Raw genomic sequence first — 23,862 nt, forward strand, 5'->3', positions numbered from 1 at the left:
TAGTAAACCAGCCTGCATCCACCAGCGCACTCACAACGTATATACCTCTATGACATGGAATAGAACGGTACTCATCGTTGGCCTAGGGCTGTTGGCATTGCTGATCGCGTTGGGCGCGTTCGCGCCACTCAATGCGCTGAATGCACTTGCTAGCACCGATAGCCACACCCGCGCGACCAATATCCCCTATGGCGCCTTGCCGCGTCAGCGCCTTGACATCTACAGCCCAGACGGCGTGATGCCTGTTGGCGGTTGGCCGGTGGTGGTGTTCTTTTACGGCGGCTCTTGGAACAGCGGTGAACGGGCGCAATATGGCTTCGTTGGCGCGGCGCTGGCATCGCGTGGCATCCTGACTCTGGTGGCCGACTATCGCCTCTACCCTGAGGTCCGCTTCCCCGACTTTTTGACCGACAGCGCTCAGGCGCTGGCTTGGGGGCTCACACATGCTGTCAACCACGGCGGCAACCCTCGACGGGTGTACGTGATGGGGCACAGCGCAGGCGGGTATAACGCCGCAATGTTGGCGCTGGATGGGCGATGGCTGTCAGCTACAGGCCACTCTCCGCGTGAACTGGCCGGCTTCATAGGTTTGGCCGGGCCCTACGACTTCCTGCCAATGACCAATCTCGACGCGCAGCCTGTGTTCTTTCACCCCAACTACCCGCCCGATACGCAGCCGATGGCATTTGCCAGCACTGCTGCGCCGCGGAGCTTTCTGGCTGCAGGCAGCACCGACTCGTTGGTAAACCCAGAACGAAACACGGAGGCCTTGGCGGCCCGGCTATCGGCAGCCGGCGTGCCTGTCAGTTTGCACCGATACGAACACGCCACCCATGCGACGCTGATCGGCGCCTTCGGCCTTCCACTGCGATGGCTGGCGCCGGTTTTGGACGACGTGGCCAGTTTCGTGCTGGACTCATCGGCCCGCTAGCAGCGCTGAAGTTGAGTGCCCAAAACGGTCGGCGAACCGAACGTCAGCTGCGCGGCGCTTGTTCGAACTGTCGGCCTGGCACAGGCCGAAACATCTGGGGGCTCTGACTACGTGGCATCTCAGTGCCCATACCGGTCACGACCCGGCGGTCAACTGCAACACCAAAAGGCTGGTTGAGGCTCTTCAAAAGCAAGACCTGACCCTCGCCTTTCGACCCGCGGCCAGTGCTTCGACGTAGGACTCGCCAGCCAAGCCGAGCGGGGCGGCGAAGCGGTCGATCGCCAGCACGCGCAGGCCCTGCGCTTTGGCCTCGGCGTCAAAGACGGCCGCCTCTGCCGGCGCACCGGGGGCACCCTGGAAGTAGATCAGCAGCATACGACCGGTGACGGCGCCATATTGACTGAAGGGAATCGGACCGGGCAAGGCTTGAGGGGCGGCAGTGAGGCTTGTCATTGTCGTGAGTGAATGCCCCAAGAGCGTCAGCCATGCTCGTTTGATCGCTGCTCAGTAGGCAGGTGGTGCGCCAGCTCCCGGCCGAACAGATGCCGCAGCTTGACGGGGTTACGAATGATGTAGACCGCCTGCAGCCGGCCGGGTGCGGCCGCGCCCGCCGGCGCCAGGGCGACGGCCTGCAGCGGTTCGCCCGCCTCGGTGTAGATCACATAACCCGGCAAACCATTGACCGTTGCCATGCGGTAGCGCAGTCGCGCCAGGTCGATGGCTTTGTTGAAGCCGACCAGCACCTTGGCGATGTAGGCGCCGCCCCGCAGCGCTTGCGGGACCGCCGTGGCGAGGCCGCCGCCGTCGGAGATCAGCTCGGCGTCTTCGGCCAGCACGGCGGCGAGCGCGGCCACATCGCCTCCCAGCAAGGCCTGGGCAAAGGCCGTCAGCAAGCGCTGGCGTTCTTCAGCAGCCACCTCGCAGCGCGCATATTCGCCCTTCACCCGCGTGCGGGCGCGGCTGGCCAGTTGGCGGCAGGCTTGCTCGCTGCGCTGCAGATGGCGGGCCACCGCTGCATAGTCCAGGTCGAACACATCACGCAAGAGGAAGGCGGCCCGCTCGAGCGGGCTGAGGCGCTCAAGCGTCAACATGAAGGCGACCGACACGTCCTGCCCAAACTCGGCGCGGTCTTGCGGGTCGGGGCTCCAGTCCTGCGCCTCGTCGACCAAGGGCTCGGGCAACCACATACCGACATATTGCTCGCGGCGCAGCTGGGCCGAATCCAGGCGGTCCAGGCAGAGATGGGTGACGATGCGGGTCAGGTAAGCGCGCTCATTGTTGACGCTGGCCGGCGGCACCTCGCTCCAGCGCAGCCAGGCGTCTTGCACGATGTCTTGGGCATCGGCACGCGAACCGAGCATGCGATAGGCCAGCGCACGCAGGTGGCGGGCATGGCCTTGCTCGAAGCTGCGGGCGCGCTCGGCATCGGCTTGCTGTTCGCTCATGGTTTGACCTCCAAACCTTGACAACTCGCTGGCGCCAGGCCCAGCGCCTGCTTCATGGCGGGGAAGCTGCGCGCGGTGACCAGCGCCAAGGCCAATGTGGCCAGCGCTCGCGGGCCCCAGCGGGCGACGACCTGCTCGCACCAGGCGGCGGTATCGGGCGCGTGGTCCAGTACCGCTTGCGCATACATCCAGGCCAATCTGGCGTCGGCGCCGAGGCGCTCGGGCGCGCCGGCCACCCAGGCTTCGCGGTCGGCCTGCGCCACGCCGGCTTCGCGGGCCATGTCCAAGCTCAGTTGTGCGCAAGGGCCGCAATCCTCGCGGCGGATGGATAGGAACTTCACGGTGTAAAGCGCGGCCGCCGGCACGTCCTGGCTGAAAGCGCCATTGTCCAGCACATGCCTGAAGCGAAAGAAGGCCCGCGGGCTGAGGGCAAACAGCTGGCGCAGGTAATGCGTGTCGTAGTGGTAGCGGCGCTCGAACTGCAGCGTTTGGCGGCGTACCAGCGGGGCGAGCCAGTTAAACATGGGCGACTCCCTGGCCGAGTGCTTGCCTCTGTTGCCCGTCGATGCCGCTCAAGTAAAGCGCCAGCAAGGCGGGCAGCACGACGCCCGGCGCGTCCTGTGCAAACCGGCTCCAGCCGCAAATGCCGACCGCGACTTCCCACAAATGAACGCCGGCATGCAGCAAGAGAAAGGCGGCGCCTGCGATAGCCGCGCCTTGGCCGGCCGAACTCCTGCGAGCGTGCCAAGCCAGCCCAAGTGCGACCACCAGATAGGCGCAGCCGACATCGCGCACCAGATGCGGGTTGAGCGGCCCGGTCGCCCAGAGCCCCGGCATGCCGTGGTACCAGGTCGATGGGGCGAACAACATCGCGCCGCCATTGAGCAGCAGGCCGGCGGCGAGCAAATACCTCAGGGTTTGTTTCAGCGTCTTCATCGTCTTGAGTCCTTGGTGGTCTTGTGGATGCAATACCTATAAGACGAAGCAGCCCGGTGGTTTGTGACATGGCCCGGATAGGGGCAAGGCAGAACAAGGCCCCATGCACCAGGAAGCAATTTCGGCAACACTGAAACGTGCAGATCAGCGACCTCTATGCCCACGGTCGAGGCGTCGCGCTATACCTAGCTCGGCACGCCAAAGGTGGTCCGCTGCCCGCCAGCCGACCACTGACCGAAGATGGTTGCGTATGCCGAGCCCAAAAGCCACTTGCTCCGATTTAATGTGGCCAGCTATTCCGATTCGCCATGGCCAGTCGTAGCCGGTTCAGTCAGCATAAGTGGGTAGGCTAACAGGGGCTGCAAGGTCCCCATACCGGCCACCTCCAGCATGATTCAGCCCGAATGAGCGTCAAGAGTTGATGCTGGCGGCGCGCCAAGCGCCTCAGCCAAGCGACGCTGGCCTTGCCATGGGGAATTCCGGATGGGTCAACCGTTCCAGCGTCGTCATACTTGCTGTGGGGCGGTTGAATTTCCTATCCGTAAACCGGGTCACTGCCGTCAACCCAGAGGTAGACGATGTCGACCGCGTCGCTACCCGGCACCGAATTCGCCCCCCATCCAGCCCCGCAGGGCGAAACCCGACCGAAGGGTCAATAAGTCAAAGGCCAGTGGCGCGGATGCCGTTCAGGCTCAAAGTTCTCATCAGACCGCCAATGTGCAGGATCAAGCCCATGCCGGGCTTCCAGGCCCTCGGCTCGCCGGGATCAGGGCAGCAGGTCGGCAATGGCATCCCAGGCTTCGGGCGCCACCCGTCCTTCATAGCGGGCGATCACACGCTGCTGACCGTCGATCACCAAGGTCAGCGGCAACTTGGGGCGCATGGGCTGCGAACCCTCTTGGCGCAAGGCCATCATGCCGCTATTGGCGCCAGGCTGGGTTTGCGAAACAAGCGCCTCGTAACGCAGCCAGTCTTCGGCACTGCTGTCCATATTGACGGTGAGCAGTACGAAAGGCTTGTTTCGCCAGCCGGCCAGATTGGCCCGCATCTCGGGCAGGCTGTCACGGCAGACCGCGCAGGCGGTGGACCAGTAAAACACCAAGGCCACCTTGCCCTTGATCAGGCGTGACTCAAAACGCTCGCCCTTCATATTGCTGGCGCGCAGCTCAAGCAAGCCGCCGACGGCCGCACCCACAGGGGCGGCGGCAGTTGCTGTGGCAGCCGGGCGACCCGGGCTGATCTGTCCCTGGGCGGCGCTACAGGTCAGCAGTAAAACAAACAAGCCGTGTGGTTTCATAGGCAGCTTCAAGGCGTGTTGACGATATCCCGGTGCATGGGTGCCAAGCGCGCCAGCATCGCGTTCTGAGCGCGGAAGGGAATGCCTTTTGCGTCCATCGCCAGTTGCAGCACCTCCACCAGCGCGTTGAAATCCTCTCGTTGAATCGTCATGCCGGCATGGAAGGGCTTCATGGCCGCACCCTTGTAGACGCAGGGGCCGCCGGCCTCATAGCAAAGCTGATCCGTCAGTTGTGTCACGAGGCGCTCGCGGTCGCTGTCCTTGAAGAAGGCTTGCATGCGCGGGTCGGCCAGCAAGCGGTTCTTGAAGTCTTCCATCAAGGCCCGGATGCCGGCCTTCTGGCCAAAGGCTTGGTAGACGCTGTCATCCGTGGGTGGTGGGAGTTTGGACGAGGACGCGGGAACTTGCGCTTGCGCGACCAGAACGAGACTGCAAGCGAGCGCGGCAATGAGTTGCTTCATGTTGATGGTCTCAGAGTTCAATAGGCAAACTGGGCCGACAGGTAGGTGCCGGTCTGTCGCTGCGGCTGCACGGCCGGTGCAATCCGGCCCAGGTCCACATAGGCCAGCGTGAAGGAGGCATGTTTGTTGGGTGCCCAAGCGATGAAGACGTCGAACCAATCGTCCTCCTTCAACGCGCCGGTGCCGAGCACGCTCTGATTGAGGTGATCTGGTTTGGCGCGGTACTCGGCACCCACAACCAAATGCTTGCTCAGCAGCAAGGCTAGCGATACCTCGGGCATCAGTTTGTAGTTGCTGCTCTGCGCACCGCCAAAGCCCAACAAGCCATTCTGGTTGGCCTTGGTGGCACGCAAAGTGCCATTCAAGAGAATGCCTTGGGCCAGCAAAAGCTTGGTGGCACTGAGATAGATATCGGTACCACTTTTCTTGGCACCAAGGGGGCCAAACAGCGTTGGGCTCAGAGCACCGGCATCCGTGCGCTTGTGCTGCAGGCCTAGGGCGATCTGGGGCATCAAGGTGTCGCTGTCCAGCACGGCATCGCCGGCCACTCGCAGCTTGACGCCGATGATGTCTTGCTTGAGGTGCAGGCCTAGCAGTCCAAGCGCGCCAAGGTTGTCCTTGGCATCGAAGTCCTGCCTCGCCAGCGAGACCTCAAGGCGATCTCCCCAGCTCACAGCGACGCCATAGGTGGCAAGGGCGTAGTCCTGCGTTTTCACGCCGGTGAGGTGGGCGGTAGCGCCCCACTGGCCGACGGTGGCATAGCTGCCCGTCACGGCCCAGGGTGTGAGCCCGCCCCCGGCTGCCCCGTCAATGCTGCTGACACCGCCTGTCAACAAGAGCTTGCCACTTTCGGCTTGGGCTGATGCGGCGACCGCTAGCGCAGCCAACAGCGTGAGCCGCAGCAACTTGGCGGGCAGGCCGGAGCGAAGTGAGCTTGCAATCATCTTGGGGATCTCCTGCTTGGTGGTGACACGCTCAATACGTGGCCAATACAGATCTGGATGCAAGCCGGCGTGGAGACGTTTACCGTCAACAGCAGCCAAGGGAAAAAACCTTGAACTAGCCTCTCCGACGTGGACCTTGCCTCACCCTGCGCCGCGCTCGGCAATCGGGTTTGGAGGTAGACGCAGACTCTACATCCACATGAGCGACGCCGCAAAGGAAATAGAAAATCGGGCCGAGCCGCCGTGAGGGAAAACGGCCTCGTGCCCCTGACGCCAAAGCGGATCTTGATTGGCAATGCCCCTCAGCCACGCGAATCCTGCGCGGCGGCCCTGGGCTGCATATTGCGGCAGCGACCACCGTCGGCTCGGTCAGCGCAAGGCCTCAGCCAGGAACCGCAGGATGCGCACCTGCAGTTCGTTCCCGGCGCGACCGCCCCCGCCCTGATGGCCTTCGTTGGGCGCGTACATAAATTCAACTGGCTGGCCGCGCTCGCGCAGGTCGCGCACCAGCTGGTAGACCTGCGAGGCCGGCGTGCGCACATCATTGCCGGCGGCAAAGACGAGCATCGGCGCGCGGATTCGGTCCACGTAGGCCGAGGGCGAGATGGCCCGCAGGCTGGCCGCCTCGGACACGGGTACCAGCTCGCGCTCCATGAACTGCACCAAGGCGCCATCGGTCTGTTCCAGCGCCATCTGGGTGTCGTACAGCGGCACCACGGCCACGCCCGCGCGCCACAGCTGCGGATGGTGCGCCAGCGTCATGACCGCGTGATAGCCGCCGGCGCTTGCACCCATCACGGCCATGCGTTGGCCATCAGCCCAGGGCTGGCGGGCGATCCATTCGCCCACGGCGCGGAAGTCGCGCACGGCGTCCAGTTTCTTGGCGCCGTTGTCGGCCCGCTCATAGGCCGGACCACTGCCGGCGGAGCCGCGCACATTGGGCTCCACCACCGCGTAGCCGGCGGCCAGATAGCTGGCGATGTTCGCGTTGAAGCGCGCCGTTGACGCGAACGGGAAGCCGCCATGGATTTGCACGATCACCGGCAGACCTTGCGCGCCCTTGGGGCGGTAGACCAGGGCCGGCACCAAGGTGCCGTCAAAGGAGGGGATCTGGACCACCTCGGACTCGACGGCCGGCGTGGGCGCACGCTCAACCGTCGTGAGCGCTTGGAGCGAACCCGTGCGGGTGTCGATCAGCAGAATGCGCGCCGGCGCGGAAGGGCTGGACCATTGCAGCGCCAGATGCCGCCCGTCATTGGACAGGGACAGCCCGCCGTTGCTATTGGGATGGCTGGCGCCGGGTACTTCGGAGCCCAGCGGCAGCTTGACGGCGGGGCGGGGCTTGAGCGTGCGCGTGTCCAATATCCGCACTTCGTGGTGCGTGCCCAGGTCCAGCACATAGGCCAGAGTGGGGCCTTGGACACTGAAGCTCTGCACGTCGCCGCCGGGCGTGCGCGGATCGGTGTAGCGGGCCAGTTCGCGGCCGGTCTTGGCGTCCAGCATCAGCACATGGGTGCGCTCGCCGCCGTCGTTGGTGGCCACGAAGACGCGCGTGCCGTCGCGTGAATACTCGGCCGCCATGATCTGGGTGGTCTTTTCCGTGCGTTCTTGCGCCGGGAACAGGCGTTTGGCGTTGCCCCCTGGCAGATCAACGCGCAGCAGCGTGTCGAAGAAAGGCTCTTGCACCACCAGGGCCTGCTGCCCATCCGGGCGCACGGCGGCCAAGCTGTGGTTCTCGCTCGCAAAGACCTGGGCAGAGGCCGCTCCCGGCGCTGCCGCGCGCTCGAACAGCGCCATCCCACTCGCGGTGACGGCCCGTGCGGTGTAGAAGAAACGCGCGCCCTGGCCTGTGAACCAGGGGCCGTCGCGATTCAGCTTTGCACCCGCCTCCACGTTTTCCACCGCGCCCGTGGCCAGCACCAGGCGCTTGATCAGGAAGGCTTCGTCGCCTTGGGTGTCGTCAGAAAAGTAAATCGCTTTCCCGTCCGGAGAGAACCGCGGGTGGCGCATCCGGCCCTGCGGTTCCGCCACCTTGGCGGGCGGGGTCTTGGCGCCGATCTCCTGCGCATAGAGCGCACGTCGCCCCTCGTAGTTGGCCATGAAGTAGACCTGCCGGTTGTCCGGGGCGATCAGCGGCCAGAACTCCGCCACGGGCGCCGGCGCCTGGGCGCGTGCCGCCGCCAGGGCGAGGTCGGCCTCGCTCGCGGGGTCGCCCACAATCGGCGGCGCTGCCGATGGGGCATGTTGGGCATGTTGGGCTTGGGGGGCTTCGATGGCGAAGGTGATAGGGCTCAGGCTGAGCAGCGCGGCGCAGAGGCTTGCACGCGCAAGGATTGGGGTAGGCATGGCGGAGACCGGAGATTGGAGGGTGGCTTGACACAGCAAGCCACCTTCATACGTCTGGACCGGCAGCTTGGATTCAAACTGAGAGTTTGAAAGTCATTCATCCAAGCCCGCCTTGCCCGCCAACGCCCCCCCGACGCGTCTTTGCTGACCGGGACATGAAAGGCTCGGTTCTGTCGCAACAACAGTCAATTGGCGTGCCAAAGCGGCCCTCCCCTCCTTCTTCCTCAGCCTTGCGATTTTCCGTACAGCTTCCAACCCCTGTGCCGCGTAGGTCGTCGGCGCTGCACCGCCATTCGGGGCGCTGCCAGCTTGCTTCGTCGGAACGCGCGGTCCGGACAAAACGGTGAAAAGTATCGGCAGGCCTCTGCCATTTCGCTACTTTGATTCCTTAAAGGTCTACACATGCCCATCACTCGCACGCTCTTCCTTTCGGCCCTTCTTTCAAGCGCGATCAGCGTCAACGTAATGGCCGCCGATGCGGCGCCCCCGATGCCTTCTCAGGCTGCGCCGCCGACATCCCCAAGGCGGCACTGCAAGCCTTTGCCGAGAAGATCGACAGCCATTGGAACGCCCGCGATGCCGCCGGGCTGGCCGCCCTGTACGCCAGCAAAGCCCGTTCCGGCCGGCAAGGTCTAAGCTAGTCTGTCGGACTTGGGGCTTTGATGAACACAGCGGACAGCAAGGTTCATGGAGAGCAAGCAAGCATTCTTTGGTACTCCAAATGCAACCGGGAGACACAGAGGCACAGAGAGATCTGTCGAACTCGATAGATTCCGCTGTGCCTCCCTGACTCAGTGCTTGATTTTCCTTCGCGGCTGAGCTTGCTAAACAGGTGACTCTTCGGATCAGGCTGCCCTTGTGCTCAAGGCGGAAGCCAGCATTTGGTCGGCCAAGGCCCCGATACGGCGCAGCGCTGTGGGGGTGTTCCGGGCCCCAGCGCCCGCCCACGCCCAGCCTGATGCAGTGCCGAAAGCGCCGGCTCGCGCTGAACATCGAGCCGGGCGCGATGCAGATATTTTCCGCCAGGCAGGGCTCGTACAAGGTCACCGCGTCCAGCCCCGCCGGCAACTCCACCCACAGGTTGAAGCCTCCGCCCGGGTCGCTGAACCGCGTGCCTATGGGGAAGCTGGCGGGGCAAGAGCATCGGCGATGTGCTGGCAATGGAGGTCGATGAGGCCGCGCCTTTCTTCGCCGCGATGCCGGCGATCGACCATCCACTGAAGCTGATGCAGGACGTCGGTCTCGGCTATCTGACCCTGGGTCAACTGTCACCGACGCTGTCCGGCGGCGAGGTGCAGCGGATGAAGCTGGTCAGCGAGCTGGTCAAGGTGCGCGACGAAGTCGGGCGGCGCGGCCAGAAGGCGCCGCACACGCCCTACGTCTTGGACGAACCGACGGTGGGCCTGCACATGGCCGATGTCGAGCGCCGGATTCGCGTACTGCACCCTCTGGTGGCGAGAGGGCATTCGGTCGTCGTGATCGAACATGACCTGGACGTGATCGCCAAGGCCGACTGGGTCATCGAACTGGGGCCGGACGGCGGCACGGCGGGTGGCGCGGTGATGGCGGAGGGCACGCCCGAGATGGTGGCCGCAGGCTCGCACACGGGTGTGGCCTTCGAGAAGCGTTGATGGGTTCAATTGGCCGTTCAATCCGATTCGCGCTGGCCAGTCGTCACGACACCGGTCAGTAAAAATGGATGAGCGCCAAACGGCAGCAGGGTGCCCGAAGCAGCCACACAGAATTGGAGTTGGGGCCGATCTCGCCAGGTATCGGGGCCAGGCCCTGCTCGCGCCAGCTTCAGGCGCGCCGGACGTGATAGCAAACACTGTCTGCCAGTCGCTGGCGCAATGCTACGCACGGTGAGCCAGAATCTTGATTGACTTACTTGGCGCGGCGGCTGCGTTCTGCAGCCTGCGCCTTCGCCAAACCTGCCTCGAAGGCTGCGCTGCCGTGGGCGCTGTCGCCGCTCACATCCTCGGCGATGCGAAAGCCTTCCCCTAGGCTGGTGCGGCCGTCCAATCCAATGTGCTCGCGGTGGGTCGGACTCGCGCCGGTCGGGCCGCTGTTGTAGCTGCCGCCTCGGCGGATGACCATGTTCTGGCCATGAAACAGATCGCAGGCTTTGGTCCAGGGCGCGCCGTCCTTGGGGGCGCCTTCGTAGCTCAGATGCTGGCAGTCTTCGGTCAATTCGGCCACGTTGCCCAGCATGTCATGCAGGCCCCAGGCGTTGGGCTCATACATGCCGACCACCGTCGTCAGCGCGGCCTGATCGTCGCAGGCGATCTCCTTTCTGTCTTTGCCGGTCAAACGCGCAATCGCCGGCTTGCCGCTGTGGTCAAACACGTTGGCATATTTGCACAGGCCGGTCGGATCATCGCCATACGGATAGCGGGTGTTGGTGCCGGCGCGCGCCGCGTATTCCCACTCCGCTTCACTGGGAAGGCGGAAGTGCCGCCCGGTTTGCTTCGACAGCCATTGCAGATAGGCATGTGCGTCGTCCCAGCTCACGCACATCACCGGGTGGGAGTCACTGGGTGCATTGGCGGCGGCGTCCCAGCCGGACTTGCTAACTTCAAAGCCCCAGTCATTGGCCGCCAGCTGAATGCAATCGCCACCGATTTTGTAGCCACTGAGCTCGACGAACTGGCGGAACTGCCCAACGGTGGTCTCGTACCGCGACAGCCGAAAGCTCTGAACCTTGACGGTGTGGATCGGCTCGGAAACCGGATAGTCAGCTTCCTTCGGGTTGGCGGTGCTGCCCATGGAGAACTCGCCCCCTTTGATCGTGGCCATGGAGGGCAAGAGCAGCGGATCAGTGGCAGCTAACAGGGGGCTGCTCAACACAAGCATCGACAGCAGCGAGACGACATTCTTCATTACAGAACCTTTGGAAAGATGGATAGGCCTCAACAGGGCGCGCGCCGCTACCACGGCCTCCGCACGGACGCCAGCGGCAGCCTTTGAAGGAGTTGCAGCAAGGGTTTGTTGGATGCTGCGAGGGCCAGGATGTGGGGGAGTGTTCATGCCCTCATTCTGAGAATTGAGCTGCCGGCCCGCTGGACAAAGCGACGAAAGCGGCCCATATGCGGATGAAATCGTTTGGGCTGCGACGAGTTCGGCGCGCCGCCGGCGATGCAAGCAAGCTTGGAACTCGATAGGCTGCATGGGTCTTCTAAATAAAAGCTGGATAGACCAGAGTCGTGGTCGGCGGCTAGAGTGCCTAAAACGCGGAGCAGACGATGGGCAAGCAAGGGTGGTCGACGACCCGAACGGCAGCTATGCGGCGCTTGTTCGAACTGTCGGCCTGGCGCAAGCCGGGGAATTTCGAGGGCACAGACCGCGTGGCAAGTCGGTGCCCAAACCTGACAGTTGAAATCGGACTCGACGGCCATTCGCTTGACGCAGAGCCGGGCGCTATAGTCGTCGCCAAGCATTGCGATAGTTGACGTCTAGCCTGCTCGCAATCGCAGGAGATACCTGATGAAGAAACTTGCACAACTGGCCGCACTGGCGGCCGCGTTCGGTGGAGGAGCGTTCGTAAACTGGACACTCGCGCAGGTGCCCGCCTCTGAAGACCCTCTCACCGTTGCCCCGGCGCACTACAAGGTCCGCTTCGAAAATGATCGCGTTCGGGTGCTAGAAGGCTTCGACGCACCGGGCGAGAAGATTGCTATGCACGGTCATCCCGACACGCTTATGGTCGCGCTTTCGTCCTTTAAGCGCAAACTCACCCTGGGCAGCGGGCGCGTCATTGAGACTGAGTCCAAACCGGGTGACGTGCGATGGATGTCCTCTCAATCCCATGCGGGCGAGAACATAGGTAGCACGGAGACTCGAGCCCTCTTTATCGAGTTCAAGCCGCAAGCGCGCTGACAAACGCGATGCAAAGTAATTGGCAGCCGCTGCTCTAGACGAAACTCTCAGCCGGCGTAGCCCTGTGCATTGCTCCACAGGTCTTTCACACTGCCCGTAGAGCGGTGCCGAATACCCGGTATGGGTAATGCCCCCCCCCCCGGAGCGACCCCAGGCCATCGGTACCTGGGCGTCAACGAGCCAGCACTGACTCCAACGCCGATCGACCTTGCTTGAACCGCTCGATGCCAGGCCGAAAATCGAAACTTGCGCCTTGTGATCCAGATTCTCCTTGTGAACTGCGACACTCCGAGCCATGAGAATTCTTGGCATTGACCCCGGTCTACAGACAACGGGCTTTGGCGTCATCGACGCCGACGGCCCACGCCTGAGCTATGTGGCCAGCGGCACCATCAAGACCAGCGCGGTGGCGACCGGCGACCTGCCGGCGCGGCTCAAAATCATCTTCGACGGGGTGCGCGAGGTGACCGCGCGCTATCAACCGCATTGCGCGGCGGTTGAGATCGTTTTCGTCAACGTCAACCCGCAATCGACCTTGCTGCTCGGCCAGGCGCGCGGCGCGGCCATCACGGCACTGGTCTCGAACGACTTGGCCGTTTCCGAATACACCGCCCTACAGATGAAGAAGGCGGTGGTCGGCCACGGCCACGCGGCCAAGGAACAAGTGCAGGCAATGGTGCAGCGGCTGCTGAACCTGCCCTCCGAGCCCGGCAAGGACGCGGCCGACGCGCTGGGCCTGGCCATCATGCACGCGCATGCGGCCGTGTCCTTCGAGGCAATGAGCCGCAGCACCACCTTGCAGCGCCGCCAACATGCGCAGTTCAAGGGCGGACGTACCTATTGAAAGCTCGTTCATGACGACAACTGATTCGCAAGCGACCGTTCACACGATCACCCGAATGCCGACCCTGCTGCGCTACTGGCGCTGGCACTATGGGCTGATGGGCGCCTTGCCGGGCTTGGCCCTGGCAGCTGTCGGCCTTGTGCGGGCATACCCAATGGCCACCGCTTCGGGATTGGCGCTGTGCCTGGCCGGTTCGACCTTGGCCTGCCTGTATGCCGGCCAACGCTTTGCGCATTACCGGGCCGAACTGCATGAGGGCGAAGGCGTGGTGCTGCATAGCGGCGTCTGGTGGCGCAGCGAGGTCTGGGTGCCGACCGCGCGTCTGCAGCATTTGGACGTTAGCCAAGGGCCGCTGGGTCGGCGCTGGGGCATGGCGATCCTGAGCCTGCACACGGCCGGCAGCCATGACCATCACACCCGCATCCACGGCCTGCCGCTGGCCGAGGCCCATGCCTTGCGGGAACGCTTGCTGCCGCGCCAATATGACTGAGTCGCCCGAGCAACAAGGGCAGCAGCGCCTGCATCCGGCCTCTTGGCTGTTTGGCATTGCCGGCCTGCTCAAGCAGATGTTGATGCCCTTGGTCGCCGTGTTGATCCTGGGGCACAAGGATGCGCAATGGGTGTTGTGGGCCCTGCCCGCCATGCTGGCGCTGACCCTGCTTTCGGTGTTGCGGGCGCGCGCCTTTCGCTATCAGGTGACGGCCTCCGAGTTGCTGGTGCGCGAGGGCGTGCTGGACCGCTCTTTGCGGCATATTCCGCTGGCGCGGATCCAGAACATCACCCAGCGGCGGATCTTTTTGCACCGGCTCTTCGGCGTCACCGAGTTGCACCTCGCCTCGGCCACCGGCGGCAAGCCCGAGGCGGTGATGAAGGTGCTGAGCCTGGCCGCAGCCGCGCGCCTGGAGGCCTTGTTGCGCGGCGGTGCAAAGGTCGAGGAAAGCGCGGACAGCCCTCGCCTTTTGCTCGCGATGCCCATGCGCGAGGTGCTGCTGCTCGGCCTGACCAGCAACCGCGGCAAGCTGATGCTGGCGGCGGCTTTTGGCGCCGTGATGCCCAATCAAACCCTGCGTTCAACCTTATTGCAATGGTCGACCGGCCCGGTGGATGCGCTGGCTCAAACCTTCAGGGCCGATCTGCAGAGCCAGGGCTGGCTGCATCTGGCGGCTGTGGGCCTTGGCCTGCTGCTGTTCAGCCTGCTCGTCCTGCAACTGCTTTCGGCGGTGATGGCCTTGGTCAAATTCCATGACTTCAAACTCGAGCAACAGGGCGAGCGCTTGCTGGCCTCGTCCGGCTTGACGACCCAAACGCGTGCCGCCGTACGGCTGCCCAGATTGCAACGCTGGGAGCTCTCGTCCAGCTGGCTGCAGCGCCGGCTCAATCGCTGTCAACTCAGCGTGACGGTGGCCGGCCAGAGCGGCAGCGAAGACAAGGGCGAAAAGTTCGCCCGCTTCAAAGAGCTGGCGCCACTGGCCACGCCGGAGCAGGCGCAAGCGCTGCTGCGCCTATGCCTACCCACGCTGGACTGGCCCGGCTTGCCATGGCGGCGCTTGGCCGACTCGAGTTTGCAGCGCCGCTTGTTCGGTCAGCTTCGCTGGCTTACGCCGCCTTGGCTGCTGGCAATCGGCGCGAATCTGGCCTTGGGCGCCCCGCTGCCATGGCCGGTATTGCTCGGCGCTTGCGGATTGTTTTGGCTGATGCTGGTGCTGCATGCCCGGGCCTGGCTGGATTTTTCGGCCTACGCCCTGGCCGACGATGTAATGATCTACCGCAGCGGCGTGCTGACCCGGCGCTGGGTGATTGTCTCGCTCGCGAAACTGCAAACCCTGCGCCTTTACAGCTCGGGCCTGGATCGCCATTTCGGCCTGCAACATCTGCAGGCCGACACCCAAGGCGGCAGCGGTTTGGCAAGGGCGCTGGATATCCCCTATTTGCCAAAGGCCGAGGCCGAGGCGCTCAGAGCCGCCTTGTGGCGCGGCTTGCTGGTTCAGGCCCGCTAGAAGCAGCGGGCCTGCGGCATCAATCAGCGCTGCTGGCCAATTGCACGCCGACGCGCCAAGGCGCCCAGCGCCAGGATGCCGGCTAGGCTCATGGCCCAGCTGGACGGCTCGGGCACGGCGCTGATGGTGTAGCTGCCGGTGCCGTCCAGCCCCGCCGCAGTGCGGTAGACCAAGTAGGCATCGGCCACACCAAACGGGCTACTGATCATCGCCACGGCAGGCGTACTTGCCGAATAGCTGACCTCAACGCCCAGCAATGTGCCGTCAAAAAAGGCTGCCCGCGGCGTCGCATCGGTGCCGTCAAATGAGTAGTTATTGCCGAAGGCCAGCAAATTCCAAGCGCTTAGGTTGAGAAATTCCTCTCCGGAGTTGCTCAACAAAGTTTCATCAAAACTGAACTGGCCGCTGAAAGCTTGCACAGGCAAAGGACCACCGGCATCGATGCTGCCATTGAAGTTAAAACTGGCGGCCATCGACGCCTGCGAAGCCAACGCCAAAGCGGCAGCGAAGGCGAGAGTTTTCAAATTGAACATGATGTTTGGCTTTCCGAAAATTTGATTGAATCGACTCAGAACTTGTAGTTCGCCGGGCTCAGCTTGTCGCAGCTCAGGCCCTTCAACTGGACCAGCGGACGGCTGCGAGTCAAGGCGCCGGCGCCGGCCGCATTGATGCCGATCACGGCCGCACCGATCGTGTTGCTGCAGACCACATGGCCGGAGGCCAGCGGGTTGGCGCTGACTATGCCCAGACTGCGCATCAACTGACCCAAGTCCAGCAAATCATCGGCCGGCGTGAAGTCGGTGATGATGTCGCCGGCATCGATCATGCTGGTGTAAACGAACTGGTCACGGCCCTTGCCGCCGGTCAGCGCATCGGCGCCGGCGCCGCCCTCGATGATGTCGTCGCCGTCGGTGCCGACGATCACATCCCGCCCGGCCGTGCCCTTCAGCGTCTTGTACAGATTCAGACCCAGCACCATCGGATCATGGTCGGAGGACTTGAACGGCGTCGCTTGGTAGTAGCCGGCCGGGTTGAACTCGGTGTTGTAGTCCAGCACGGTCGGCTCATCGGCGTTGATATGCCAGGAAGTGGCGTAGCTGACCTTGGGCGCAATGCTGCTGGTGCCGAAGCCATGGTCGAGACGACCGGCAAAGGCGTCGAATACATAGGAGTAATCGGCCGCATCGAACTTGCCGACCAGGTCAACGATGGCACCGTCCGATGTCAACTCGTGCACCGGGTCTTCTTGTGCATAGGCATTGAAGTCGCCCAGCAGCACCACATCTTGCGTGCCGGCGGCCGCCTGCACCTGACCGACAAAGCTGCGCAATTGCGTCGCCTGCAGGGTCCGGTGGGCGTTCCAGCAACCTTGCAGATCACCCTGATCGGCATCCACCCCGGCAGCACCACTGCAGCTCTTGGACTTCAGATGGTTGACCACCACAGCGAAGCGCTCGCCATTGGCGGCCTGGAAGCCTTGTGCATAGGTCGGACGGTTGTTGATGGCATTGGTATCGGACAGCGCGGCGCCGGCCAACTTCAGCTTGGTCGGCTTGTAAATCATCGCCACCCGGATCGCATCGGTGCCGGTATCTGCCGGCAAAGGTGCCGCCACATAAGTGCCCGCACCCATGACTGCATTGAGGCCGTCGACCAGATTCAACAGCGCCACATTGCCATTGTTCTGGATCTCCATCAAGCCGACCACATCGGCGTTCAAGGTGCTCAGCGATGCGACGATCTTGGCGCGTTGGCGAGTGAACTCGTTCAGGTTGTCGGCGCCGCGGCAGTTGGCGGCCGATGTTGCGCCGCCCAAGCTGCAACCCTGGCCGGTCTGGCCTGTGGCTGTTTGACCGTTGGTGAAGGTGGTGAAGTAATTCAGTACGTTGGCGCTGGCGATGCGGACATTGCCGCCGACCACCGGGGCAGTGACGCTGCGCGGATTGCTGCGCGCGAAGACCGGATTGCCGACCGGCTGCAAGCGGTACATCGAAGCCCCGGCCGCGCTGCTGGTGGCCAGACCGTAATCGATCACACCGGTCAGCGATTCAATCGTGTCGCCGGCGCGCACCGTCAGGTCTTCACCCATGAACGGCACGGGATTCGGGTTCTGCGCCGAACTGTTGTCGTCCAGGATGATGGCGCGAGCCAGATTGCTCTTGGCCATGGCCAGCGCGTCCGGGCCGGGCCGCATCACATTGGTCGGATTCAGCAAGCGCCCACCCGCCGCCAGCGTCAGCTGACCATAGCGGCCGAGGAAGTAGTTCTGCTGCACCATCACCGGGCCGGCCAGCGTCACCAACATGCCTTCATAAGCCTCCAGGCCGCCGGCGGCCAAGCTGGCCAGATCGACCACGGTTGGCGTGATCGCATTGCCGCTGCTGAGCGTGGTCAGGCCGCTGATATTCTTCAGCTGCGTGATCGTGCTGTTGCCGGATACAAATTCGGCCACCTGGCCACTCAACTTGACTTCTTGACCGATCGACACCGTCGGCGCGCTTGAAGTGAAGACAAAGATGCCGTCCGAGGTGCTCGCGTCGGCATCCCCCAGGCGATCTTGCATATAGAAGCCGGTCGAGGTCAGATAGGTGACGATGCCGCCGGTGCTGACCGTGGTGTTGACCAGCGGGCTGGCGTTGCCGCTGCCTTGAATGCTGTAGATCGGCGTGAAGCCGGCTACCGTCACCTTGATCGCGCAGCTGGCGGTTTGGGCTTCGTTATTGGCCCAGCTCAGATTCAGCGTGTAGTTGCCGCCGGCAAGGCCAGAGGAGGCTTCGATCTCTTGCGTCGCGACGCCGCCATCGGCGCTGGCGGCACTAAATGCCCCAAGGCTGAAGCCTGCGGGCCAGCTGCCGCTGATGGCGGCGGCGTTGACGATGCTGTCGGCGTCGCTGGCCGTCACGCTGAAACGAGCGGCGCTGCCGGCCGTGATGGTGGCGTCGGGGCAGACCGGGACAATCGGCTTGTCCAGCGGCGGCGTCACGCCACCGCAAACATTGGCGGCCGTCAGCAAGTTGCGCGGCGCGGGCGCCAGCACGGCAAAATCGGCCGAATTATTGTCGCTGTCGCTGCAACCGGCGGCATTGCGTTGGGCCGCCGTGGTGTTGCTCAAAATCGGCGTCGGCGCCGTCTCGAAGCCGTTGGCGAGGCCATAACCGACCAAGTCCACCAGCGCGCCACCGCTCGGATTGGCACCCGAGAGCGCCGTGCCCGACGAAGCCAAGGCCACCTTGCCGGCGGTGCCGGACATCGCGATCGTCCCCAGCACATCCCCAACCAAGACCGTACCGCCGGTTCCCGCCGCTTGGCTGATCAGCAAATAGCGGCCCGCCGCCAGCATGGTGCCGGCTGGGATCTTCGTCACTTGCCATGAAGTACCGGTGGCCGATGCATATTGCACCGACCAGTCACCGATATTCACATCCACTTGGCCGGCATTGAATATCTCGATGAAGTCGTTCTTGATGGTGGCGCCAGTATTGCCGCCGCCGCCATAGACCTGGCTGATCACGACGCCGCTGCTCGACGCCATCACGACCGGGGCTGCGAAAGCTGCAGCCAAGAGGCTGACAAGGGTTTTCAATTTCATGCTGACTCCAGGAGGGGGGGATAAGAAACTGCGTAAAAAAGAAACTGCAAAAAATACTGCGTGGGACAAAAAACTTCGGATAAACACTTTGCTTCGGGGTGCCAAACGTTTGCCACCACCGGCTCCAGCCAATGCGGCGACCCTATTGTTCTGATGCTAGCGTCAAAGTGTGACAAAGCGGGACACCGTATTCACGGGGTTGCGCAAATATAAATAGCTGTTTTCGCCGAAAAACAAAGGGTTTACCCATGATCCGAATGACCTATTTTCAAAATACCTGAAGTTTCATCACAAAAATAGGGCGGTCGCCCGCGGCATCTAGGGTATTCACCGATCGGTTTGAGTATTGCCCCTTCGTCCGATCGGGCTGGCGATACAGCCCTCAGGCCAGCCGCCCTTCGATTGACTCCGCCAAAGAGAAAGAACGTCAGCAAAGCGGCCGGGCCACCCAAACTAGAATCGGCTCCCTGTTTGTGTTCACTCCTCCCGGTCGGCCGCACCGCCGAATGTCGTATCACCGCACCCCGCCCCGGCCCTGCCCCGCCCGCCAATCGCTGATTCCATGACCCTGAAACAAATGCTCGTCGGCTTCGTGCGCCGGCATTGGGCCGCCTACGCGCTAGCGGCGCTGATGCTGTTCTGCATCGCGCTGCTGACCGTCTGGATTCCGCGTCAGGTCGGCCATGTCGTTGACGGCCTGGTCGCAGGCACGCTGCATGGCGATGCCTTGCTGACTCAGCTGGCATTCCTGGTCGGCTGCGGTGTCTTGATCTATCTGCTGCGAGTCGGTTGGCGTTTAGCCTTGTTCGCCGCCGCCTACCGGCTAGGCCAGGAGTTACGTACGCGGCTCTATCAAGTCCTGACCCTGCAAGGTCCGGTGTTCTTTCAAGCCAAACGCACCGGCGACCTGATGGCCCTGGCCACCAACGACATCGACGCGGTTGAAATGGCCGCCGGGGAGGCCCTATTGGCCGCCTTTGACGGCTCACTGACCTTGGCTCTGGTGCTGACGATGATGACCTTGGGCATCGACTGGCGCCTGGGTCTGGCGGCATTGCTGCCCTTTCCTTTGATGGCCTATGCGTTTTGGCGCATCTCCGAGAAGGTGCATCAGGCCTGGCAAAGCTCGCTCGGCCGCTTCTCCGGCCTCAATCAACATGTGCAAGAGGGCTTGTCCGGCGTGCGAACCCTGCGCGCGCTGGGCCTGACCGAGCGCAATGCCCGGCAGTTCAGCGAGCTGGCCGAGAGCGCCGGCAATGCCAGCTATCAAGCCCAGCGCTGGGAGGCTGCGTTCGAGCCGGCAGTCGGCATGACGCTGAGCGCCGCCTTGACGATTGCGCTCGGCCTGGGCGCCTATTTGGTCGCCAAGCAAGAACTGACCATCGGCCAGCTGACCGCCTTCACGATGTATTTGGGTCAGCTGATCTGGCCGATGTTTGCGGCCGGCTGGGTGTTGTCATTGCTGGAGCGCGGCCGGGCCGCCTGGGACCGTTTGCTGCCGGTTCTGGAGGCGCCGCTAACGTTGAGTGACAGCGGCTCAGCGGTCCCGCCTACCGCGGCTTCAATTCGTTTCGAGCGGGTCAGTTTCGGCTATGCCTTGGCCGAAACAGCGGCCCTGACCGATATCAGCCTGACGCTGAGCCCCGGCCAAACCCTGGGTCTGGTCGGCCCGACCGGCGCCGGCAAGTCCACCTTGCTGCATTTGCTGCTGCGCCAATTCGAGCCGACCGCCGGCAGCATTCATCTGGGCCCGCATGCGCTGCCCGAGCTGAGCCTGCAAGCGCTGCGCCAGGGCTTGGCCTGGGTGCCGCAGGAACCGTTTTTGTTCTCGGCCAGCATCGCCGAGAACATTGCCCTGGCAAGACCCGAGGCTACGCCGAGCGAGATCGAAGCCGCAGCCCGCATGGCCGCCGTGCATGAAGACATCCTGCGCTTGCCCGCCGGCTACGCCACCGAAATTGGCGAACGCGGCGTGACGCTGTCGGGTGGCCAACGCCAGCGCGTGGCGATTGCCCGGGCGCTGCTGTCCGACGCGCCCTTATTGCTGCTGGACGATGCGCTGTCGGCGGTGGACACCGGCACCGAGACGCAAATACTTGAACATCTGCGCGAGCTGAGGCGATCGCGTCCCGATAGAAGCAGCCTGATCGTCAGCCACCGACTCAGCGCCGTGATGGACGCCGACCATATTGTCGTGCTGCAACAAGGCCGCATCACCGAGCAAGGTGGCCATGCCGAGCTGCTATCGATTGAAGGCGGGTGGTACGCGGCGCAATGGCGTTATCAACAACTGGAGGCCAGCATTGATGCCGACGAATGAAATTGAACGCCCCTGGGCCGCCGTTGGCTTGTTGATGGAAGCCGCCGAGCCCGAGAAGCGGACTCTCTCTCGCGGTGTTCTCTGGCTGCTGCTGGCGGCCGGCCTCGAGGCGCTCGGGCCCATCACCGCCAAGCATTTCATCGACAACTATTTGCAGCCGCGCCACTTCGACGCGCTGGCGATGGCGCTGCTTTTGATAGCCCTGTTGCTGACCGGTTGGGCCAGCAGCTGGATACGCTTTGGCCAGCTTTCGCGCATGGCCGGTGTGGCCAGGCGCTCGGTCTTGCGGCTGCGCGAAAGGGTCTACGCCCATGTGCTGGCGCTGCCGATGAGCTACTTCGACCGAGCCATCACCGGTCAGTTGGTCAGTCGCGTTACCAATGACAGCGAGGCCGTCAACACCCTTTATCGGCAGGTCTTGTATGTGATGCTGGACTCCAGCATCGTCGTGATCGGCTCGTTGATTGCGATGGCCTGGCTGGACTGGCGGCTGATGCTTATCGTGGCGATGCTGGTGCCGGCAATGTTGTTGATCATCGCGCTCTATCAACGCCTGAGCGCGCCGGCGGTGGCGCGCGCGCGCCAACTACGCAGCGACATCAACGCGCAAATGGCCGAGAGCATGGCCGGCATGGCGATGCTGCAAGCGGCCGGCGCCGCCGCGCGTTTTGGGCAACGCTTCGAGCGCACCAACCGGGCCCATTTGAATGCCCGTGTGGCCGAACTCAGCGCCAATGCCTGGCTCCTGCGGCCTGCGCTTGACCTGCTCAATGTGCTGCTGCTGGTGACCGTTATCTACGGTTTCGGCCGACGCGATGTGAGCGGCCTGGAGGTCGGCCTGCTGTTTGCATTTTTGAGCTATATCGCCCGCGTCGTCGAGCCGCTGATTCAAATTACCATGCAGTTCGGGCAGTTGCAGCAATCGATGATTGCGGCCTCGCGAGTGCGCGGCCTGCTGCAGGAAAACGTGGCAGCGAGCCGAGCCGTGGCCGGCCACGAGATCAGCGCCGGCGCCATCAAGCTTGAGCAACTGAGCTTCGGCTATGACCCGCAGCGCCCGGTCTTGCGCGAACTCAATCTCGACTTTGCCGCCGGCAGCTTTGTCGGCATCGTCGGTCACACCGGCAGCGGCAAATCCACGCTCCTGTCGCTGCTCTTGCGTTTTTACGAGGCCCAAAGCGGACAGATCACGATCGACGGCCGGCCCCTGGCCACCTTGCCCGACGAGGCGTTTCGCGCCGCCGTCGGCCTGGTGCCGCAAGAGCCCTACCTGATGGCCGCCAGCGCACGCGAGAACATTACGATGGGTCGCCGGATCACTGAGGACGCATTGATCGCAGCGGCCAAGGCGGCCCGCATCCATGAGTTCCTGAGCGGCCTGCCGCAGGGCTTCGACACCGTCTTGGGTGAAGGTGGAGCGCGGGTCTCCACCGGGCAAAAACAGCTGATCGCGATGGCCCGCGCCTTGGCCGGTGCGCCGCGTATTCTGTTCCTGGATGAAGCCACCTCGAATATCGACAGTGCCACCGAACGGATCGTTAGCGATGCCCTGCTGGCCTTGCGCGGCCGGGTTACCGTAGTGGCAATTGCTCACCGGCTATCGACCATCCGCGAGGCGGATCAAATCATCGTGCTGAATCACGGTCACTTGGTTGAGCGCGGCACGCATTCGGAACTGATGGCCCATCAGGGCGGCATCTATCAGCGCTTGGTGGCCTTGCAAGCGCTGGAGGAGTGAGGGCCGCGCCCTACAACATCATCGCCAGCCGTTCCAATATCAGCACCGCGAAGAAGCCCAAACCGGCCAATACCGTCCACTTGATGATGATGAGGCCGCGCTGGCGCCAAAGGACCTGACCGGTGCCGATATAGAGCGCGAAACACAGCACGCCGGCAAACAGCAAGAGGCCCGCGACAAGACGGAATAGGAACATAACTATTTACCAGGCCGGGGCCAGCTCCGCAAAGCCCTTGGGCGCTTGGCTGGCGTCCTCGAAGCTGACGAATTCGAAGGCCGATTCGTCCGCCAGTAGCGCGCGCAAGAGCTTGTTATTGAGTGCATGGCCGCCCTTGAACGAGGTGTAGGCCGCCAGCAGCGGATAGCCTGCCACTTGCATGTCACCGATCGCATCGAGGATCTTGTGCTTGACGAACTCATCGTCATAACGCAGCCCTTCAGCGTTCAGCACCTTGTAGTCATCGACAACGATGGCGTTGTCCATCGAGCCACCCAGGGTCAGGCCGCGCGAACGCATCAGTTCGATATCGCTGGTCATGCCGAAGGTGCGGGCGCGGGCGATTTCGCGCTTGTACTGGCCCGAACCCATATCAAACACATATTGCTGACCGGTGGCCGAGACCGCCGGATTGTCAAATTCGATCTCGAAACTGAGCGTGTAGCCATGGTGCGGCGTCAGCTTGGCCCACATCAGGCGTTTGCCTTCGCCCTGGCGCACCTCGACCTCCTTTTTGACGCGCAAAAACTTCTTGGCCGCCTTTTGCAACTCGATGCCGGCGCTTTGCAGCAGATAGACAAAACTGGCGGCCGAGCCGTCCAATATGGGCACCTCGTCGGCGTTGATGTCTACATAAAGATTGTCCAAGCCCAGCCCGGCGCAGGCCGATAGCAGATGCTCGATGGTCTGTACCTTGGGTGCACCGGGGTCACCGCCCGGGCTGACCGTGGTTGCCATACGGGTATCGCAAACGGTGTCCACGCGCACCGGAATGTCGACCGGCGTATTCAGATCGACCCGTCGGAACACGATGCCGGTGTTGACGGGCGCCGGCCGCAGCGTCAACTCAACCCGTTGGCCGCTGTGAATTCCGACGCCAACCGCCTTGGTCAGAGATTTGAGTGTTCTTTGTTGAAGCAT

The 23,862-nt window shown here is 63.3% G+C and carries 21 protein-coding genes and 1 pseudogene; 8 read left to right on the plus strand and 14 right to left on the minus strand.

Features of this window, described 5'->3' with window-relative positions:
- The first annotated feature begins 49 nt into the window (after positions 1-49).
- A complete protein-coding gene (locus tag LNV07_RS09610; protein ID WP_263570948.1) occupies positions 50-931 on the plus strand; it encodes an alpha/beta hydrolase in 882 nt (293 codons plus the stop codon).
- Between the two features lie 183 nt (positions 932-1,114).
- Here LNV07_RS09610 and LNV07_RS09615 read toward each other — a convergent pair whose 3' ends face one another.
- The 9 genes from LNV07_RS09615 to LNV07_RS09650 form a co-directional block, all read right to left on the minus strand.
- Positions 1,115-1,384 (minus strand): hypothetical protein, encoded by a 270-nt coding sequence (locus tag LNV07_RS09615; RefSeq protein WP_263570949.1) that lies wholly within the window; start codon positions 1,382-1,384, stop codon positions 1,115-1,117.
- Between the two features lie 26 nt (positions 1,385-1,410).
- Complete coding sequence (gene sigJ / locus LNV07_RS09620; protein ID WP_263570950.1) at positions 1,411-2,376, minus strand: RNA polymerase sigma factor SigJ; 966 nt, start codon at positions 2,374-2,376, stop codon at positions 1,411-1,413.
- Positions 2,373-2,900: a hypothetical protein gene (locus tag LNV07_RS09625; protein ID WP_263570951.1), complete on the minus strand. Its 528-nt coding sequence runs from the start codon at positions 2,898-2,900 to the stop codon at positions 2,373-2,375. Before LNV07_RS09625 ends, sigJ begins: the two co-directional genes overlap by 4 nt.
- Entirely contained in the window at positions 2,893-3,312 is a 420-nt protein-coding gene (locus LNV07_RS09630) for a hypothetical protein (protein ID WP_263570952.1), read from the minus strand. The genes LNV07_RS09625 and LNV07_RS09630 overlap by 8 nt, the downstream gene beginning before the upstream one ends.
- A gap of 535 nt (positions 3,313-3,847) precedes the next feature.
- Positions 3,848-3,916, minus strand: coding sequence for a Stealth CR1 domain-containing protein (locus LNV07_RS25510; protein WP_397545554.1), 69 nt, complete (start codon positions 3,914-3,916; stop codon positions 3,848-3,850).
- A 162-nt stretch (positions 3,917-4,078) separates the two neighbouring features.
- Positions 4,079-4,609 carry a TlpA family protein disulfide reductase gene (locus tag LNV07_RS09635; RefSeq protein ID WP_263570953.1) on the minus strand — a complete coding sequence of 177 codons (531 nt, stop codon included), beginning with the start codon at positions 4,607-4,609 and terminating at the stop codon, positions 4,079-4,081.
- An 8-nt stretch (positions 4,610-4,617) separates the two neighbouring features.
- Positions 4,618-5,070 carry a group I truncated hemoglobin gene (locus LNV07_RS09640; protein ID WP_263570954.1) on the minus strand — a complete coding sequence of 151 codons (453 nt, stop codon included), beginning with the start codon at positions 5,068-5,070 and terminating at the stop codon, positions 4,618-4,620.
- A 17-nt stretch (positions 5,071-5,087) separates the two neighbouring features.
- Positions 5,088-6,014: a DUF3034 family protein gene (locus LNV07_RS09645; protein ID WP_263570955.1), complete on the minus strand. Its 927-nt coding sequence runs from the start codon at positions 6,012-6,014 to the stop codon at positions 5,088-5,090.
- A gap of 369 nt (positions 6,015-6,383) precedes the next feature.
- On the minus strand, positions 6,384-8,360 hold the full coding sequence (locus tag LNV07_RS09650) for a S9 family peptidase (protein ID WP_263570956.1): 1,977 nt from the start codon (positions 8,358-8,360) through the stop codon (positions 6,384-6,386).
- A 1,124-nt stretch (positions 8,361-9,484) separates the two neighbouring features.
- On the opposite strand from LNV07_RS09650, the pseudogene LNV07_RS09655 reads away from it, so the two are divergent.
- A pseudogene (locus LNV07_RS09655) lies at positions 9,485-9,991 on the plus strand (hypothetical protein); the annotation flags it as partial.
- 253 nt (positions 9,992-10,244) lie between these two features.
- Here the strand turns inward: LNV07_RS09655 and LNV07_RS09660 are convergent.
- Positions 10,245-11,528 carry a formylglycine-generating enzyme family protein gene (locus tag LNV07_RS09660; RefSeq protein WP_263570957.1) on the minus strand — a complete coding sequence of 428 codons (1,284 nt, stop codon included), beginning with the start codon at positions 11,526-11,528 and terminating at the stop codon, positions 10,245-10,247.
- Between the two features lie 315 nt (positions 11,529-11,843).
- Between LNV07_RS09660 and LNV07_RS09665 the strand changes: the two genes are divergently transcribed.
- The 4 genes from LNV07_RS09665 (at position 11,844) to LNV07_RS09680 (ending at position 15,077) form a co-directional block, all read left to right on the plus strand.
- Positions 11,844-12,236, plus strand: a complete 393-nt coding sequence (locus tag LNV07_RS09665) for a hypothetical protein (protein ID WP_263570958.1) — start codon at positions 11,844-11,846, stop codon at positions 12,234-12,236.
- A gap of 295 nt (positions 12,237-12,531) precedes the next feature.
- The gene (ruvC, locus tag LNV07_RS09670) at positions 12,532-13,080 is read left to right on the plus strand and encodes a crossover junction endodeoxyribonuclease RuvC (RefSeq protein WP_263570959.1); all 549 of its coding nucleotides are present in this window, start codon (positions 12,532-12,534) and stop codon (positions 13,078-13,080) included.
- 10 nt (positions 13,081-13,090) lie between these two features.
- Complete coding sequence (locus tag LNV07_RS09675) at positions 13,091-13,570, plus strand: PH domain-containing protein (RefSeq protein WP_263570960.1); 480 nt, start codon at positions 13,091-13,093, stop codon at positions 13,568-13,570.
- Positions 13,563-15,077 carry a PH domain-containing protein gene (locus LNV07_RS09680; protein ID WP_263570961.1) on the plus strand — a complete coding sequence of 505 codons (1,515 nt, stop codon included), beginning with the start codon at positions 13,563-13,565 and terminating at the stop codon, positions 15,075-15,077. Before LNV07_RS09675 ends, LNV07_RS09680 begins: the two co-directional genes overlap by 8 nt.
- Before the next feature lie 23 nt (positions 15,078-15,100).
- Here LNV07_RS09680 and LNV07_RS09685 read toward each other — a convergent pair whose 3' ends face one another.
- Both LNV07_RS09685 and LNV07_RS09690 read right to left on the minus strand, forming a co-directional pair.
- Positions 15,101-15,610, minus strand: coding sequence for a PEP-CTERM sorting domain-containing protein (locus LNV07_RS09685; protein WP_263570962.1), 510 nt, complete (start codon positions 15,608-15,610; stop codon positions 15,101-15,103).
- A 35-nt stretch (positions 15,611-15,645) separates the two neighbouring features.
- Positions 15,646-18,666, minus strand: a complete 3,021-nt coding sequence (locus tag LNV07_RS09690) for an ExeM/NucH family extracellular endonuclease (RefSeq protein ID WP_263570963.1) — start codon at positions 18,664-18,666, stop codon at positions 15,646-15,648.
- Positions 18,667-19,228: 562 nt separating this feature from the next.
- Between LNV07_RS09690 and LNV07_RS09695 the strand changes: the two genes are divergently transcribed.
- Together LNV07_RS09695 and LNV07_RS09700 are read left to right on the plus strand one after the other, a co-directional pair.
- Positions 19,229-20,986: an ABC transporter ATP-binding protein gene (locus LNV07_RS09695; protein WP_263570964.1), complete on the plus strand. Its 1,758-nt coding sequence runs from the start codon at positions 19,229-19,231 to the stop codon at positions 20,984-20,986.
- Entirely contained in the window at positions 20,973-22,724 is a 1,752-nt protein-coding gene (locus LNV07_RS09700; RefSeq protein WP_263570965.1) for an ABC transporter ATP-binding protein, read from the plus strand. Before LNV07_RS09695 ends, LNV07_RS09700 begins: the two co-directional genes overlap by 14 nt.
- Before the next feature lie 10 nt (positions 22,725-22,734).
- On the opposite strand, the gene LNV07_RS09705 is transcribed toward LNV07_RS09700, so the two are convergent.
- Both LNV07_RS09705 and lpxC read right to left on the minus strand, forming a co-directional pair.
- Positions 22,735-22,920 carry a hypothetical protein gene (locus LNV07_RS09705; protein WP_263570966.1) on the minus strand — a complete coding sequence of 62 codons (186 nt, stop codon included), beginning with the start codon at positions 22,918-22,920 and terminating at the stop codon, positions 22,735-22,737.
- 6 nt (positions 22,921-22,926) lie between these two features.
- Positions 22,927-23,862 (minus strand): UDP-3-O-acyl-N-acetylglucosamine deacetylase, encoded by a 936-nt coding sequence (gene lpxC / locus LNV07_RS09710; RefSeq protein WP_263570967.1) that lies wholly within the window; start codon positions 23,860-23,862, stop codon positions 22,927-22,929.

The sequence above is a fragment of the Roseateles oligotrophus genome (assembly GCF_025717515.1).
Lineage (GTDB): Bacteria > Pseudomonadota > Gammaproteobacteria > Burkholderiales > Burkholderiaceae_C > Paucibacter_A > Paucibacter_A oligotrophus.

Coding starts and splice junctions, on each gene's coding strand:
- LNV07_RS09610 (WP_263570948.1), top strand. CDS start 50: ATGACATGGAATAGAACGGTACTCATCGTTGGCCTAGGGCTGTTGGCA.
- LNV07_RS09615 (WP_263570949.1), bottom strand. CDS start 1,384: ATGACAAGCCTCACTGCCGCCCCTCAAGCCTTGCCCGGTCCGATTCCC.
- sigJ (WP_263570950.1), bottom strand. CDS start 2,376: ATGAGCGAACAGCAAGCCGATGCCGAGCGCGCCCGCAGCTTCGAGCAA.
- LNV07_RS09625 (WP_263570951.1), bottom strand. CDS start 2,900: ATGTTTAACTGGCTCGCCCCGCTGGTACGCCGCCAAACGCTGCAGTTC.
- LNV07_RS09630 (WP_263570952.1), bottom strand. CDS start 3,312: ATGAAGACGCTGAAACAAACCCTGAGGTATTTGCTCGCCGCCGGCCTG.
- LNV07_RS09635 (WP_263570953.1), bottom strand. CDS start 4,609: ATGAAACCACACGGCTTGTTTGTTTTACTGCTGACCTGTAGCGCCGCC.
- LNV07_RS09640 (WP_263570954.1), bottom strand. CDS start 5,070: ATGAAGCAACTCATTGCCGCGCTCGCTTGCAGTCTCGTTCTGGTCGCG.
- LNV07_RS09645 (WP_263570955.1), bottom strand. CDS start 6,014: ATGATTGCAAGCTCACTTCGCTCCGGCCTGCCCGCCAAGTTGCTGCGG.
- LNV07_RS09650 (WP_263570956.1), bottom strand. CDS start 8,360: ATGCCTACCCCAATCCTTGCGCGTGCAAGCCTCTGCGCCGCGCTGCTC.
- LNV07_RS09660 (WP_263570957.1), bottom strand. CDS start 11,528: ATGCAGCCTATCGAGTTCCAAGCTTGCTTGCATCGCCGGCGGCGCGCC.
- LNV07_RS09665 (WP_263570958.1), top strand. CDS start 11,844: ATGAAGAAACTTGCACAACTGGCCGCACTGGCGGCCGCGTTCGGTGGA.
- ruvC (WP_263570959.1), top strand. CDS start 12,532: ATGAGAATTCTTGGCATTGACCCCGGTCTACAGACAACGGGCTTTGGC.
- LNV07_RS09675 (WP_263570960.1), top strand. CDS start 13,091: ATGACGACAACTGATTCGCAAGCGACCGTTCACACGATCACCCGAATG.
- LNV07_RS09680 (WP_263570961.1), top strand. CDS start 13,563: ATGACTGAGTCGCCCGAGCAACAAGGGCAGCAGCGCCTGCATCCGGCC.
- LNV07_RS09685 (WP_263570962.1), bottom strand. CDS start 15,610: ATGTTCAATTTGAAAACTCTCGCCTTCGCTGCCGCTTTGGCGTTGGCT.
- LNV07_RS09690 (WP_263570963.1), bottom strand. CDS start 18,666: ATGAAATTGAAAACCCTTGTCAGCCTCTTGGCTGCAGCTTTCGCAGCC.
- LNV07_RS09695 (WP_263570964.1), top strand. CDS start 19,229: ATGACCCTGAAACAAATGCTCGTCGGCTTCGTGCGCCGGCATTGGGCC.
- LNV07_RS09700 (WP_263570965.1), top strand. CDS start 20,973: ATGCCGACGAATGAAATTGAACGCCCCTGGGCCGCCGTTGGCTTGTTG.
- LNV07_RS09705 (WP_263570966.1), bottom strand. CDS start 22,920: ATGTTCCTATTCCGTCTTGTCGCGGGCCTCTTGCTGTTTGCCGGCGTG.
- lpxC (WP_263570967.1), bottom strand. CDS start 23,862: ATGCTTCAACAAAGAACACTCAAATCTCTGACCAAGGCGGTTGGCGTC.